The sequence below is a fragment of the Acinetobacter johnsonii CIP 64.6 genome, from assembly GCF_000368045.1.
In the GTDB taxonomy this organism is placed as follows: Bacteria; Pseudomonadota; Gammaproteobacteria; order Pseudomonadales; family Moraxellaceae; genus Acinetobacter; species Acinetobacter johnsonii.
The window spans coordinates 170927-185231 of sequence record NZ_KB849234.1; the positions used below are offsets into that span (position 1 = coordinate 170927).

A 14305-nucleotide genomic window follows, 5' to 3' on the forward strand; every position below is an offset into this window, starting at 1 on the left:
TGGTTTTTAAATACATCACTCCCATGCTCGAATTTTGGTTTAATCCCTCAATTTCTATTCTAAAAAAATTACTTATTTTTATCTCAATTGCTGTTGTAACAGGTGTGTTGTATTGGATGGATCCCCTGAGCCTCAATGCCATTTTAATGTTCTTGGGTACTGGAATTGTTTTTCTGATTTGTCGTTACTGCAAAATTCATTTTGCGGCCAAGAACCCTACAGGCTTTCTATATCGTCTACTGACTTGGATTCCTATTGCCCTACTCTTGGCGCTGATTTTTATGAATATTAAAGATGGTGAGCTGCTGATTCCAGGTGCACAAGGGATTGGTTTTATGGCGCTGGGGATTTGCCTATTTTCCCCCCTATCTCTTTTGCATAACAATACTCAGCCTGAGTCCAAATAAACCATGTTGAACTTTTGGTATTCTGAACGCTGTAGCCGTCAAATTAAACTCATCATTTGTATTGCCACTTGCGTGATGATTTTTATGGCAGCACAAGTTCAACAACTTGGCGCGATTTTTATTGGTTTGAGTCTAGTGATTGGCATTGCAACGCATCTGCTACGCGGTGTGCAATTGAAGATTGCTCAGGACAATCCGTATCGGGAAGGTTTTTCTCGTTTGGTTATTTTTCTGCCCCTAATTGCCCTGATTTGTTTGCTGGGCTATCTACCCGCTCAAGATAAAATTGCGCTTGCACTTCAGTGTATCGGCTTTAGTGGAATTGGTTTATTTTTAGTATCGATTCACGCACAGCGTGAAAAAAGAGTTTAATTAGGATGTGGAATTGCTCTACATCCCGTCAACATCTGCTTAATCCATTCGATAATAGCTGTAGTTCACATTTTGGTTACGGTAAACCGCATAACCACTTTGTTTAAAATCAGAAACCCAGCCATTGCCTGAATAAGCGGCAATATGTCCATAACGGTTTTTTGCAGTACGGTCGATAATATAAATATCGCCTTTTTTAGGCTGATCAAAAGATAAATTGATTTTACGATAACCAATGCTAGTTAAGGTCTTACCCCAATCCGCCGCAGCCACAGGATGGTTTTTGAAGCGCGCACCCGCGGACTCTAAGCCAATGCGAATACTTTTAGCACATTTTTGGGTGCTGGTTTGACGGGTAATATTTCTTAAGAAACCTGTAAATTTTTCAAGATCCACACGCTGATGGTTGCTAATAGCCCTTTCTCGTGCCTGCTTCGAGCTTAAAATATCCGCAGCGGTGACATTTCGCGCTGACTGAGAACGTATTATGATATTGGTTTGCGCAGGCGCATAGACGTCATTCATATTTACGTTTTGATCATAAGGCATACTAAAACCGACTCTCCTCCCAATCATTAGGGGTGTGCAACTTTTCGAGTTCGAAATACTAACCGCTCAGCATTGAACTTTCATGTCGTAAATGTAATATTTTTTTTCAAAATGCAACACAACCTTTCTAAAGTTTTCTTTTCTCAGTACTTTTTGAAACCTAAATTAACTAAAAAAATTTAATCTTCATCCAAGTGCTTTTCGCCTCAAGCCAAAATGTTTCACCATCGGCTAACGAAGTCCTTAAATATGGAATGGATTGCCCCTCTAAACGGCTGCTTATTTAGATCCAATACAATTAAATTATTTCAGTTTAAATCCTGCACAAAACCACTTTAATCTGGTTCTCTGTAATAGCTTTCACATAACTTTTATATGATCAATCATCTTACCTGAGCCATTAATCTTGGGTGCGTTATACTGCACATTTCAGTATAATCATCCGCAGATTTTATAATTTAAAGTGGAAAGAACAGGCACATCTATTAAGAGGTCTGTTCCCCCAAAGTGTTTATTTGAGAGTTTTATGAAAACGTATTTAGACCTGCTACAACACATCCTCGATCACGGCGGTGATAAAGGCGACCGTACTGGTACAGGTACGCGCTCGGTATTTGGTCATCAAATGCGCTTTGATCTTTCTCAAGGCTTCCCTTTATTAACCACTAAAAAAGTTCACTTTCGTTCAATCGTGATTGAACTGTTGTGGTTTTTAAAAGGCGATACCAATGTGCAATATTTACAGGACAACAAAGTCAGTATTTGGGACGAATGGTCAACCGCAGAACAAACTGCGCGTTTTGGTCGCCCAGAAGGTGAACTGGGGCCTGTGTATGGTCATCAATGGCGTAATTTCGGTGCAACCAAAAAAGCCGACGGTTTGTATGAAAAAGATGGTTTTGACCAAATTGCTTGGTTAGTCAATGAAATTAAAACCAATCCAAACTCACGCCGTCTGATTGTATCGGGTTGGAATCCACAAGAAGCGGGGCAAGTCGCCCTTCCTCCGTGCCACACCCTCTTCCAGTTTTTTGTTCATAACGGCAAACTGTCTTGTCAGCTCTATCAGCGCAGTGCCGATGTTTTTCTAGGTGTGCCTTTTAATATTGCCAGTTATGCGCTACTCACCCATATGATCGCGCAAGTCTGCGGTTTAGGCGTGGGTGACTTTGTCTGGACGGGTGGTGATACGCATTTATATGCCAACCATTTTGAACAAGCGAAGCTTCAGTTAAGCCGTGAACCTTTAGGGCTGTGCCAACTGAAACTCAATCCAGCGGTTAATGATATTTTCGACTTTAAATTTGAAGATATCGAAATCGTGGGTTATGAATCACATCCCGGGATTAAAGCACCTGTCGCTGTTTAAAGCAGATCAAGCCCAATACAATCTCGCCTTGAATCAGCGGGATTGAGATTTACCCATAGATGTTCTTCCTCTCCTTGAGGAAGAATAAGAAATATGACCCAACATTTGAGCGCGTTATGGCCTTTCAAAACTTAGAAGTTGTACATGTAGTCGCAATGGATCAGCAACGCTGTATTGGTAAAGGCAATGACCTACCTTGGCATATTTCAGCCGATCTAAAACACTTCAAAGCCATCACCCAAGGTGGTGTGGTCATTATGGGCCGTAAAACGCTGGAATCGATGGGCCGTACGTTACCCAAGCGTGTCAATTGGGTCATTACTCGCGACACTTCTTGGGCTTTTGAAGGCACAAAGGTGGCTTACAGCATCGAAGAGGCTTTAGCGCAAGCTGTTGCCGATGTTCAAGCTTCAGAAAAACCAGACAGTATTTTTATCATTGGTGGCGGTGAAATTTTTAAACAGACCATCGACATTGCGGACCGTTTAGAACTCACGCATGTTGCACTCGATGTGCAAGGTGATGCGCATTACCCTGCCATACCAACAGCATTCAAAAAAGTCGCGTCAGAACAACATATTGATGACAAAACTGGAATTGCTTTTGAGTTCGCAACCTATCAAAAATAAAGCATATTTTTTTTGCTAAAAGCACGATGCACAACATGATCAAAATAGAATTTTGGCGGACACTGGGCTTTGGATTACTCCACACCCTGTTTAGTATTTTTGTCTTGTTCAGTTCAATTTGGCTGTGTTTTGCATTGTGGATTCAAGAGCCTTTGGGCTGGTTGGTCAGCCGTATTTTTATTGGGATCTGGATTGCTTTTGCACTCAGCATTTTGGGTATCTATATCACCCAAAGCTTTTTTGGTCGTCGCCTCGATATCATCCTTTATCTCCTTGGCTTTTTACTGGCATTGTCTTGGTATTTTAGTTTAGATGCTCGCCAAGACCGCGACTGGCAACCTGAAGTAGCAAAAATCTTGCATTATGAAAAACAAGGCGACCATGTCACCCTTCATAATGTCCGCAATTTCACATGGCACCCTGACGGCTCCTATACTGAACATTGGGATACCCGCTCTTTCGATCTAAATCAAATCACTGGGGTCAATATCATTACCTCATACTGGATGGGGCCACAAATCGCGCATACTTTGGTCAGTTTTGATTTTGCCAATACTGCACCGCTGACCTTTTCCATTGAAATTCGCAAAGAGAAAAATGAAGAATTTTCAGCGATTGGTGGTTTTTTCAGAAAATATGAGCTGAGTTTAGTGGCCTCAGACGAACATGATATTGTGTATACCCGTAGTAATATTCGTCATGAACAAGTCTATTTCTTTCCTGTTCGCCTCGGACAGGCTGAAAGTAAAGCACTGTTTGTAGAGTATTTACATAAGGCAGACGAGCTCGCCAAGCATCCTAAGTGGTATAACACCCTCACCAGTAATTGCACCACCTTGGTGTTTGATATGGTTCAAGCCGTTTCACATGACGCTTTACCGACTGACTATCGTATTTTAGCTTCAGGATATTTGCCGAACTATCTGTATGACTTAGGCGCGATTAGTCCGCAGTGGGATATGAAAACATGGTATCAAAAAGCTTATATCAACCCACGCGTAAGCAAAGAAACAGAGTTAACCAGTCGTGAGTATTCACAGCTTATTCGTCAGGGTTTAACCGTTGACCAAACACGCTAAGGTCTGCAACGAAAAGCTGCAAGTTAAAACTGGCAATCAACGACAAAATTTGCTTTGATAGTTCAGATGATACATCACAATAAGAGTCTGATCCCATGTTAAAAAAACTGATTGCAAGCAGTCTTTTAGCGAGTAGCTTAATCATGACTGGCTGCCAAACGACACCACCTCCATCTGATACCATTGAAATGGCCAACATTCAACAGCTCCAGCAGCGGACTTGGATATTGACGCAAATGGGCAATACCGAAATTAAAACAGCATCCAATGAACGTAATATTCCAAGCCTTCAGTTTTCAGCCGATAACCGCATCAGTGGTGCAGATGGCTGTAACCGCATTATGGGCAGCTATACCGTCGGACGCGATACGCTCACCTTAAGCCAGCTCGCAACCACCCGAATGGCCTGTATCAATAACAGTGCTGTTCCGCAACAGTTCCAAGAAGCGCTGGCAAAAGTGACGCATTACCAAGTGTTTGGTAAAACTCTGAAACTACTCGATCGACATGGCAACTTGCTGCTACAGTTTGGCTCTGCCATTCAACCACGTTAAATTGTTTCTATAAAAAGCCTGTAATCACAGGCTTTTTTAATCTGTAACAGACAACATTGTACTGAACCAATCAGCCCTTATATAAACAGATATAAACACAATTAGGATTTTAAAATGCAACAAGCACTCTTTGGTGGTGGATGTTTTTGGTGTGTAGAAGCGGTTTATTTAGAGCTTCAGGGCATACATAAAGTGACCAGTGGTTATGCAGGTGGAGATACCGATAACCCGACGTATGAAGATATTTGTCGTGGCGATACCAACCACGCCGAAGTTATTTTAGTTGATTTTGATGAAACTCAAATTAGCTATGCTCAGCTGCTCGATGTGTTTTTTGCCACTCATGATCCGACGACACTCAACCGTCAAGGCAATGATGTCGGCACCCAGTATCGTTCAGTCATTTACTATTTTAATGATGCGCAACGTGCTGACGCAGAACAAGCCATTGCCGACTTAAAAGCAGAAGGTCTCGATATTGTGACCGAACTCAGTCCTGTACCAACGTTCTATTCGGCTGAAAACTATCACCAAAACTTTTACGCTCGCAACCCATCTCAAGGCTATTGCAACTTTGCCATTCCGCCAAAACTGATGAAGCTGCGCTCTAAGTTTCAGGCTTTATTGAAAGACAGTAAATAACTCAATAATTCACCATAAAAAAAGCGACTTCAAGAGTCGCTTTTTTTTAACATCAACTTAGTTATCGCTTACGAAAGCAATATCCGCCAGTCCAGCTTCACTCGCACGAGACATGACTTGTGCGACCATATCGTAACGAGATTCTTTATCTGCACGAAGTTGAACCGTTGGCTTGGTTTCCAACTCACCCGCTTCATTAAAACGCGTTTGTAGTTCTTCCAAGCTAATCACTTGATTATCCCAAGCCACTTCGCCTTTTGCATTAATGCTCACCGTAATGGCTTTAGGTGGAGGATCTACAATATCAGCCGTCGTTTTTGGTAAAGTTAATGGAATTGATGGGTTGGCAACGGTCGCTGTCACCAAGAAGATGATCATCAAAACCAGCATAATATCGATCAGCGGAATGAGGTTCATCTCATTCATGCCAGCATCGTTATCGTCACCCAATTGAAAAGCCATTAAGCTTGACCTCCAACTAAACCTTGTTGAGTCGCTTTACTTTCTACTGCAGCAGGTGCTGAGTCTTGTTGCAACATGGTATCAATGAGCAAGCCGTGTGCTTGGTCTTGAAGCTCATGTGCCAAAGTACGGTTTACACGTGCACAGATGTTATACGCTAACACCGCAGGAATCGCGACAGCCAAACCTAAACCCGTCATGATCAATGCTTCACCCACAGGAGTTGCAACTTGCGCTAAGCCTGCTTGACCACTTTTACCAACAGCAACAAGGGCATGGAAAATTCCCCATACTGTACCGAACAAACCAACGAACGGTGCAAGCGATGCAATCGTGCCTAGAACTGAAACACCTTTCTCAGCATTCGCTTTTTCAGCAGAAATTTGACGAAGGAGTGCTTGTTCTGCAACGGCTTTACGTTGTTCAAAGTTCAAGACAGCAAACTTTGATTTTAACTTAGCTAAAGCTTGTGAAAGTTGAGCATAAGCTTGTTGTTTCAATTGACGTGTACCCATGATACGTAAAACAAAGATGGTCCACGTTGCAATCGACATTGCCAACAAGATGAAATACAGTGTTTTACTGACTGCATCAGCATGTTGCCAATAAACTGAAAAGTTCATACTCGAACTCCTGATAAAGTTAGCGTTTTGTATTCAATTCTAAATCAAATGGTTGCTCAGCCCGAATTGGATAAGCCACACCATTTTCTTTATAAGGTTTAAATTTAGCGCCTTTGACAGCTCTTAAAATCTTTTCATCTAAAGCAGGCACACCACTTGAGCGCGTAATACGGGCATTCACAATCGACCCTTTTTCATTCGCCTCAATCAGCACCACGACTCGACGGTTTTCACCTTGTAAATCTTGATTACTATAAACTGGTTTTGGAGAGCGGCTCCATTGCACACCTGAACCACCAATCGACACCGACTTCGGTGAAGTATCAGCTGGTGCAGCCTGAGTAACAGGTTTCGCTTGCTCTGGTTGCACGACAGGTTTTTCGACTTTTTTCTCTGTAATCGTCGTGGTGACTGTCGGTTTTACTGGAGTTTCGGTTGGTTTAACAACCGGTTTAACCACTTCTGCTTTTTTAACTTGTTGAACCTTTTCTACCTTTTTCGGTGGAGTCGGTTGTGGTTTTTCCACAATCTTCACTTCCTTCGGCTTAGTCGGTTCCTTTTTCGGTTCTTCTTTCGGCTTAGGCGGTAGCGGTTTTGGTGGTTCTTGAATTTTAACGAAACGAACCTTCAAGGGTTCTTTTTCAATCGGTTTGAGTTCAGGAGCTTTCATGTGGTTCACTGCCCACAATACGCCCATATGGCCCACGACAACCGCGATCAAAGCAGCAAGAACTTTCTTTTTCATCGGGTTGGGAGTCTGCATAGGAGAAATAACTGTTGAACTCATTAAAATCGGTGACCTAATTTAAGCGGAGTGGCCACTGGGTTGGTTTCCACTATAACGCTTATCGGTTAGTACAATAAAGTAGCGCAATGATAAATGAGAAGTGTTTTCATTTGCAACTATTAATTTGTCACTTTTTATGGTTTTTTCTAATCATACCCAAACAAAAAAGGCATACTTAATGTATGCCTTTTTCAATCTTGCTTGCAACCAATTTTTTATTGGAAAACGACTGTTTTGTTACCATCAACAATAATACGGTCTTCTAAGTGCCACTTCACTGCACGTGCCAAGACATTACGTTCAACATCCTGACCCAATTCACGTAATTGATCAACCGTAAAGTCATGGTTCACACGCTCTACATCCTGCTCAATGATCGGACCTTGATCCAGATCCGCAGTGACATAGTGCGCAGTTGCACCAATGAGTTTTACACCTTTTTCATGCGCTTGCTTATATGGGTTTGCGCCAACAAAAGCAGGTAAGAAAGAATGGTGAATGTTAATCACTTTCATTTCCCACTTCTCGACAAATGCTTCATCTAGAATTTGCATATAACGCGCAAGTACCAATAAATCATTGCCTTGCATTAATTCATCAATTTCAGCATAAGCTTCGCGTTTGTTGTCCTTCGTTACAGGGACAACTTCAAACGGAATGCCAAAGTTCTCAACCGCTTCACGTAAAGTTTCATGGTTAGAAATCACTTTGGTAATTTCGCACGGCAAACCACCACGCGCATGACGCCATAACAGCTCAAGTAAGGCGTGGTCTACTTTAGACACTAGAATCCCGACTTTTTTCACGTCGCTGACCAGCGCCAAACGCCATTGCATTTCATAACGCTCTGCTACATTTGCAGCAAAAGTTTGAGTGATGCTTTCTTTACGAGACTGTAAATTGTCTAGTTCAAACTCAACACGCATAAAGTAACGTCCGCCCTGAGCTTCAGTCGCGTATTGATCAAGCGCAGTAATATTCGCGCCTTGATGATACAAAAAGCTCGATACAGCTTGCACGATCCCTGGCTTATCTTCACAAGTAATCAGTAAACGTGCCGTGTTAGCAGTTGTCATATTCATGTCAGTTTAAATCAGTAAAATGAAAATCAAGCCGAGTATTCTAGCGCTTTTTACTCAGCTGTCAAAACACCTTATGGCTTATCATCCGATTTAAATGACGCCAAGCTCGAAAACAGTTCAGATGGCCCCATCGTATCCAACAAGCGCTCATACGTCTCACGACTTTCACCACGCAAATAGGCCCCTTCTAAGAACACCATTTGACGGAGAGCCTGCCAAACCCACTTTTCTTCTAATGTATTGGAGTCAGTGATATGACCCGACATATAAAGGAAGTTGGTCCAGTTGGTCAGTACAATCCATAAATTGATAATCAGGGCTTCAATTTCTGACGACGTCATTTGCATCAGACCGGCATCAACAAAGGCCTGATAGATCTTTTGCCCTTGCTGCATCACTTGCCCTGCAAAACGCGGATACATCTTGCGGAAGTCTTCATTGTTTTCAACCAAATGATAGACATCACGGTGTAAAAAGCGATAAGCCCACAACTGGCTGCTCAGCACCTGAAAATAACGAATTTTATCATTGGCATCTAACAGACGGTCATCCGGCAAAGCCAGCATCTGTAGCGTTTCGCCTTGATACTGTTCCATGAGCTGTTTGATAATTTCACTTTTATTGCGAAAGTGATAATACAAATTGCCCGGACTCATATTCAATTCAGCGGCAATATGATTGGTCGTAACAGAACGTTCTCCACGCTCGTTAAAAAGCTGCAAACTGAGTTGCAAAATACGTTCTTTGGTTTTCAACGTTTTAGTTTGAGACATCCTAAAATAACCATTCATTCAGTGCATTAGAAGACTAACACATAAAGTAACTTGACTAATTAGAGCAATTACTCTAAAAATTAAACATAAATTGAAATTTGAAATGGTAGTGCGGCATGAACAGTCAAACAAAAACAACTTCATTGACACCACATTCTTATGATATTCAGCACCTACATGATGTGCTTGAACAGCAAAAGCACGCTTATTTACGCTATCCATTGCCAACCGCAAAAGAGCGTATTGACCGTTTGGCACGACTTAAGCGTATCTTAGTTAAGTATCAAGATCAATTTGCAGAGGCAATTAATCAAGACTACGGCAACCGTTCCACCAGTGAAACCAAAATTGGGGAATTACTCACCTGCCTTGAACACATTAAATATTATAGCAAGCATTTAACCACGTGGATGAAACCCTCGAAACGTCACGTTTCAATCATTCACCAACCGGCTAAAGCATGGGTGCAATATCAACCTTTAGGTGTGATCGGCATTATTACCCCATGGAACTATCCTTTATTACTCTCGATTGGACCCTTAATTTGTGCTTTGGCGGCAGGTAACCATGCCATGATCAAAATTTCCAGTTCATCGAGCAACTTTGGTCGCATCCTTGAAAAAGCGCTCTCCGAAGCCTTTCCTCAAGAATTAGTTTCCGTGACCAATGGCGGTGGCGCGATCTCGGATGCCTTTTGTCGTCTGGCTTTTGACAAACTGATTTTCACAGGTTCAACCAATGTCGGTAAAACCGTCATGTCTGCTGCGGCAGAGAACCTCGTTCCATTGATCCTCGAACTTGGCGGAAAATCACCAGTATTAGTACATCCTTCTATTCATTTACGGGATGTTGCGCAGCGGATTGCTGCAGGAAAACTGTGGAATGCAGGTCAAACCTGTGTGGCACCCGACTATATGTTCTTGCCCAAAGGTAAAACTGCCGAGTTCATTGAGCACTTCCGCGAGTGTGTGGAAGAGATGTATCCCGACATTCTGCATAATCCAGACTACACCTCGATTATTAATGACCGCCAATACAACCGCTTACAAGGTTATCTTGAAAATGCACGCGAGCATGGAGCGCAGGTAGTTGAAATCAACCCAGCCCATGAAACCTTCTCCGATACACGCAAAGTGCCCCCTACACTGTTAACTGGGGTCACACCTGACATGCGTATTATGCAAGAGGAAATCTTTGGGCCACTGCTACCGATCATGGAATATGATCAAATAGACGATGTTATCGAGTTTATTAATAGCCGTCCGCGTCCACTTGCATTATACTACTTCGACTTTGATCAGGCGCGTGCAGATTATGTTGCACAGCGTACTCATTCAGGGCATTTCGGACAAAACACGGTTTTGACCCATGTCGCACAAGACGATTTACCATTTGGTGGCGTTGGTGCATCAGGTATGGGGAAATATCATGGTCCAGAAGGTTTCTTCAGTTTGTCGCATGAACGGTCAGTGATGTCGAATCCCAAGTTATATAGCTTGAAATTCATTCTCCCACCGTTTAACAAACCAATTCACAAGTTGATTTCAAAGACCCTTCTTCGCTAAATGATCAAGGCATGACCTATCGCACGGGTTCATGCCTAGTTTTAATGAAAATCGCTTGTCTTTTAAGCGCATTTTTGGTATAAAACGCCCCTTGAATGATTTCATCCGTTTACTTAATAACTAGCGCACAATCGGTGCTGTCTAGCAATGGAGTTCACCATGTCTAAGGTTTGCCAAGTTACCGGCAAGCGTCCAGTCGTTGGCAACAACGTCTCGCACGCCAATAACAAAACCAAACGCCGGTTCGAGCCGAACCTGCATCACCACCGTTTCTGGTTAGAAAGCGAAAAACGTTTCGTACGTCTTCGTCTAACTACAAAAGGTATGCGTATTATCGACAAATTGGGCATCGAGAAGGTTGTTGCTGACCTACGTGCTCAAGGTCAAAAGATCTAAGGAGTCTGAACCATGCGTGATAAAATTCGCCTAGTTTCTACTGCTGGTACAGGTTATTTCTATACCACAACTAAGAACAAACGTACTATGCCGGAAAAAATGGAAATCAAAAAATTTGATCCAAAAATCCGTCAACACGTAATCTTCAAAGAAGCTAAAATTAAATAATTTTAGTTTTTTGGAAAAAACGACCTGCTTTAGGTCGTTTTTTTTTTGCTTTTTTTTCGTTCGACTTGTTAAACTTTTAATCTCTTTTGGCACCATTTGTGCTTTGCTTCTTTTTCACCCTTAACTTTTGCTTAAGGAGTTTTTAGTGCCTCATGACGTAGATCTCATTATATTACTTGCTGTCGGTTTTGGGCTTGCGCTCATTTTCGGCTATCTTGCCGTACGCTTACGCCTTCCCCCACTCATTGGTTATCTGATTGCGGGTATCATTATTAGTCCCAATACCCCTGGTATTGTCGCGGACATTCATCTGGCGAACCAATTGGCTGAACTTGGGGTCATGTTCCTCATGTTTGGTGTGGGCATGCATTTTTCCCTCAATGACTTATTACAAGTTCGACGCATCGCATTGCCTGGTGCTATTTTACAAATTGCTGTCGCGACCCTGCTCGGAATAGGCGTCAGTATGATCTGGGGATGGAGTTTTGGCTCTGCCTTGGTCTTCGGCTTAAGCCTGTCTTGTGCCAGTACAGTGGTATTACTCAAAGCACTGGGAGACCGTGGTCTACTCAATTCAGTCAACGGTAAAATTGCCGTAGGTTGGCTCTTAGTTGAAGATCTGGTCATGGTCTTGGTACTGGTACTCTTACCCGCAACAGCAGCTCTACTCGGTGGAGAAGCCCTTACAGGCAGTACTGATGACAACATTTGGCTTACCTTAGGCATCACCTTACTTAAAGTCGTAGGCTTCATCGCTTTTATGCTGATCATCGGGAAACGTCTCGTTCCAATGATCATGCAATTTGTCGCTCGCCTTGGTTCGCGTGAACTATTTACCTTAACCGTGGTGGCTGCTGCGGTCTCAATCGCCTTTGGCGCGTACAAAATTTTCGGTGTTTCCATGGCACTGGGCGCTTTCTTTGCCGGGATGGTCGTTAAAGAGTCTGACTTTAGCCATCGAGCCGAAGAAGAGACTCTCCCTCTACGTGAAATTTTTGCCATTTTGTTCTTTGTTGCAGTTGGCATGTTATTTGACCCACGCATCTTAGTGGAACAACCTGTGCATGTGCTTGCAGTCGTTGCAATTATTATGGTCGGCAAAACCATTGCCGCTATGGCACTGGTGCTCTTTTTCCGCTACCCCATCAATACGGCACTCACCGTCGGTGCTTCACTGGCACAAATTGGTGAGTTTTCCTTCATCTTAGCCACTCTCGGGGTTTCACTTAAACTCTTGTCCCTAGAAGGGCAAAACCTAATTTTGGCAGGAGCACTCATCTCCATCACCTTAAACAGCTTTGTGTTCTCCGCAATTGAGCCTGTACAACGCTGGATTCGTGAGCGCTCGCATCTAGCACGCTTACTGGAGCGTAGTGGTGACCCACTGGCAATGCTGCCGGATGAAGTTTCACAAGACTACTTACGTGATCAAGTGGTAATAGTTGGGCATGGTGAAGTGGGGCGTCGAATTACCAAACAATTGATGGCCGAAGACATTAAAGTGGTGATTGCGGAAGAAAACCGTGAAATTGTAGAAAACCTGCGTGAAAAAGGCATTGCGGCTGTTTCTGGGATGGCGACAGACCCTGGCGTACTGATTCAAGCCCATATTCAACATGCGCGCCTGTTGGTACTTTCCCCGATGGATATTTTAGATATTCATAAAATCGTGGATATTGCCAAAACCCTCAATCCTGAGATTCAGGTCTTAGTATGTGCTGAAAGCAAAGAAGAAGCCGAAGTGATTCGCCGCGATCAAATTGGTGAAGTTTATTTTGCAAAAGAGGAAATGGCGAAAAATATGAGCAATCATATTTTAAATCAAATTCAAATTGCACATCATCAAGCACCCACCCACTAAGGAACAAACACTGGATACAAAAAAACGCACTGTTCAGTGCGTTTTTTCTTATTCGACTTAGCTGAAGAACTGTGGCTTTTCGTCCACCACTTCAGCCTGCCATTCGCCCACTTGTTTTTCAAGTAAGCCGTATAAAGCCGCTTGCACCATCTGCTGAGCAACGACTGTTGTCTGGTCGCCCAATAATGCTTTGAGCTCTTCATTAAACTGGATCGTGACTAAAGGTGCACTCTCCGAACCTGCGTTACGTAGTGCGAGCTCACCACCTTCAAGTTGAACCAATTCTAAAATGGCTTCTTGATTTCCAAATAATTCTTTCAATTGTTCTATAGACATATTTCCTCCATGTTCAACATGGTGGCAAAGGCAGTTGCACTTTGCTTCGCTTAGACTTATTGATATAAGGACAAATTTTCAAACTTCAAGCGCTGGTCATCGCTTTTAGAATTCAACCATCTCATTCCGAAAGCCATCGATCAACGCCGTTAAGTCTCGATGCCACTCACGTAAAATTTTGGTATCGGGTAACCATGCCTGAGGGGTTTGAGTTACTTTGATGATCAGATTCGATGAAGTTTCTGACTCAGGTTCAGGTGTACTCGGCTCTGGCGCATACTGACACAAGCGATAAGCACGTTTTAACTCGGCAATGAAACCTTCTTTCGACAGTTGTTGCATTACAGTCACTTCAGGCGAGACTTGGCCCTTAGCTGCCATATGCTCTTCTATGGACTTCAACGTTGGGTTTAAGTCATTTAAGCGGTAGTAACGGACCAACTCTTGTAGAAACGCAAGCACCGCGCCATGCAAGTGAAACACAGCAGCCTCACGGTAAGCCTGAGCTTGTTGCACATGATCAATTTGTTCTGCTTGTTGACATGAAAGTCGAGCAAAGTAGAGTTTTTGGTTAGTGCGATCAGCATGGTAACGGGCAACACGAGTCATGAAGGGTGTTCCTAAGTTTTGGCGTTTATAACAATTCTAAGA

Annotated in this window: 19 protein-coding genes; 11 read left to right on the top strand and 8 right to left on the bottom strand. The window is 42.9% G+C overall.

All coding sequences use genetic code 11. From position 1 onward, the window contains the following. Positions 1 to 23 precede the first annotated feature (23 nt). Both F986_RS04175 and F986_RS04180 read left to right on the top strand, forming a co-directional pair. Entirely contained in the window at positions 24 to 407 is a 384-nt protein-coding gene (locus F986_RS04175) for an AzlD domain-containing protein (RefSeq protein WP_004692459.1), read from the top strand. A gap of 3 nt (positions 408 to 410) precedes the next feature. Further along, a complete protein-coding gene (locus F986_RS04180) occupies positions 411 to 779 on the top strand; it encodes a hypothetical protein (protein WP_004692461.1) in 369 nt (122 codons plus the stop codon). Positions 780 to 818: 39 nt separating this feature from the next. Here F986_RS04180 and F986_RS04185 read toward each other — a convergent pair whose 3' ends face one another. Then, a complete protein-coding gene (locus F986_RS04185; protein WP_004692463.1) occupies positions 819 to 1328 on the bottom strand; it encodes a hypothetical protein in 510 nt (169 codons plus the stop codon). Between the two features lie 526 nt (positions 1329 to 1854). On the opposite strand from F986_RS04185, the gene thyA reads away from it, so the two are divergent. The 5 genes from thyA (at position 1855) to msrA (ending at position 5601) form a co-directional block, all read left to right on the top strand. Next, a complete protein-coding gene (gene thyA / locus F986_RS04190; protein WP_004692464.1) occupies positions 1855 to 2697 on the top strand; it encodes a thymidylate synthase in 843 nt (280 codons plus the stop codon). Between the two features lie 116 nt (positions 2698 to 2813). After that, on the top strand, positions 2814 to 3326 hold the full coding sequence (locus tag F986_RS04195) for a dihydrofolate reductase (protein ID WP_004692466.1): 513 nt from the start codon (positions 2814 to 2816) through the stop codon (positions 3324 to 3326). A 26-nt stretch (positions 3327 to 3352) separates the two neighbouring features. Then, entirely contained in the window at positions 3353 to 4405 is a 1053-nt protein-coding gene (locus tag F986_RS04200) for an Lnb N-terminal periplasmic domain-containing protein (protein ID WP_017397118.1), read from the top strand. 95 nt (positions 4406 to 4500) lie between these two features. Continuing rightward, positions 4501 to 4959: an META domain-containing protein gene (locus tag F986_RS04205; protein WP_004692470.1), complete on the top strand. Its 459-nt coding sequence runs from the start codon at positions 4501 to 4503 to the stop codon at positions 4957 to 4959. 114 nt (positions 4960 to 5073) lie between these two features. Then, on the top strand, positions 5074 to 5601 hold the full coding sequence (msrA, locus tag F986_RS04210) for a peptide-methionine (S)-S-oxide reductase MsrA (RefSeq protein ID WP_004692472.1): 528 nt from the start codon (positions 5074 to 5076) through the stop codon (positions 5599 to 5601). 57 nt (positions 5602 to 5658) lie between these two features. Here msrA and F986_RS04215 read toward each other — a convergent pair whose 3' ends face one another. The 5 genes from F986_RS04215 to F986_RS04235 form a co-directional block, all read right to left on the bottom strand. Further along, a complete protein-coding gene (locus tag F986_RS04215; RefSeq protein ID WP_004692473.1) occupies positions 5659 to 6063 on the bottom strand; it encodes an ExbD/TolR family protein in 405 nt (134 codons plus the stop codon). Further along, positions 6063 to 6686, bottom strand: coding sequence for a MotA/TolQ/ExbB proton channel family protein (locus F986_RS04220; protein WP_004692475.1), 624 nt, complete (start codon positions 6684 to 6686; stop codon positions 6063 to 6065). Before F986_RS04220 ends, F986_RS04215 begins: the two co-directional genes overlap by 1 nt. A 19-nt stretch (positions 6687 to 6705) precedes the next feature. Continuing rightward, positions 6706 to 7473, bottom strand: a complete 768-nt coding sequence (locus F986_RS04225) for an energy transducer TonB (RefSeq protein ID WP_004692476.1) — start codon at positions 7471 to 7473, stop codon at positions 6706 to 6708. A gap of 215 nt (positions 7474 to 7688) precedes the next feature. Beyond that, entirely contained in the window at positions 7689 to 8555 is an 867-nt protein-coding gene (gene purU / locus F986_RS04230) for a formyltetrahydrofolate deformylase (RefSeq protein ID WP_004692478.1), read from the bottom strand. A 71-nt stretch (positions 8556 to 8626) separates the two neighbouring features. Then, on the bottom strand, positions 8627 to 9328 hold the full coding sequence (locus tag F986_RS04235; RefSeq protein ID WP_017397115.1) for a TetR/AcrR family transcriptional regulator: 702 nt from the start codon (positions 9326 to 9328) through the stop codon (positions 8627 to 8629). Between the two features lie 116 nt (positions 9329 to 9444). Here F986_RS04235 and F986_RS04240 point away from each other — a divergent pair, with 116 nt between their 5' ends. The 4 genes from F986_RS04240 (at position 9445) to F986_RS04255 (ending at position 13318) form a co-directional block, all read left to right on the top strand. Next, on the top strand, positions 9445 to 10893 hold the full coding sequence (locus tag F986_RS04240; RefSeq protein ID WP_004692482.1) for a coniferyl aldehyde dehydrogenase: 1449 nt from the start codon (positions 9445 to 9447) through the stop codon (positions 10891 to 10893). 159 nt (positions 10894 to 11052) lie between these two features. After that, positions 11053 to 11289 (top strand): 50S ribosomal protein L28, encoded by a 237-nt coding sequence (gene rpmB, locus F986_RS04245; RefSeq protein WP_000048256.1) that lies wholly within the window; start codon positions 11053 to 11055, stop codon positions 11287 to 11289. A 12-nt stretch (positions 11290 to 11301) separates the two neighbouring features. Further along, positions 11302 to 11457 (top strand): 50S ribosomal protein L33, encoded by a 156-nt coding sequence (gene rpmG, locus F986_RS04250; protein WP_003654787.1) that lies wholly within the window; start codon positions 11302 to 11304, stop codon positions 11455 to 11457. 145 nt (positions 11458 to 11602) lie between these two features. Then, the gene (locus F986_RS04255) at positions 11603 to 13318 is read left to right on the top strand and encodes a cation:proton antiporter (RefSeq protein ID WP_004692484.1); all 1716 of its coding nucleotides are present in this window, start codon (positions 11603 to 11605) and stop codon (positions 13316 to 13318) included. Positions 13319 to 13375: 57 nt separating this feature from the next. Here the strand turns inward: F986_RS04255 and F986_RS04260 are convergent, their stop codons facing one another. Together F986_RS04260 and F986_RS04265 are read right to left on the bottom strand one after the other, a co-directional pair. Next, the gene (locus F986_RS04260; RefSeq protein WP_004692486.1) at positions 13376 to 13654 is read right to left on the bottom strand and encodes a hypothetical protein; all 279 of its coding nucleotides are present in this window, start codon (positions 13652 to 13654) and stop codon (positions 13376 to 13378) included. A gap of 105 nt (positions 13655 to 13759) precedes the next feature. Further along, positions 13760 to 14263, bottom strand: coding sequence for a DUF6586 family protein (locus F986_RS04265; protein WP_004692488.1), 504 nt, complete (start codon positions 14261 to 14263; stop codon positions 13760 to 13762). Positions 14264 to 14305 lie beyond the last annotated feature (42 nt).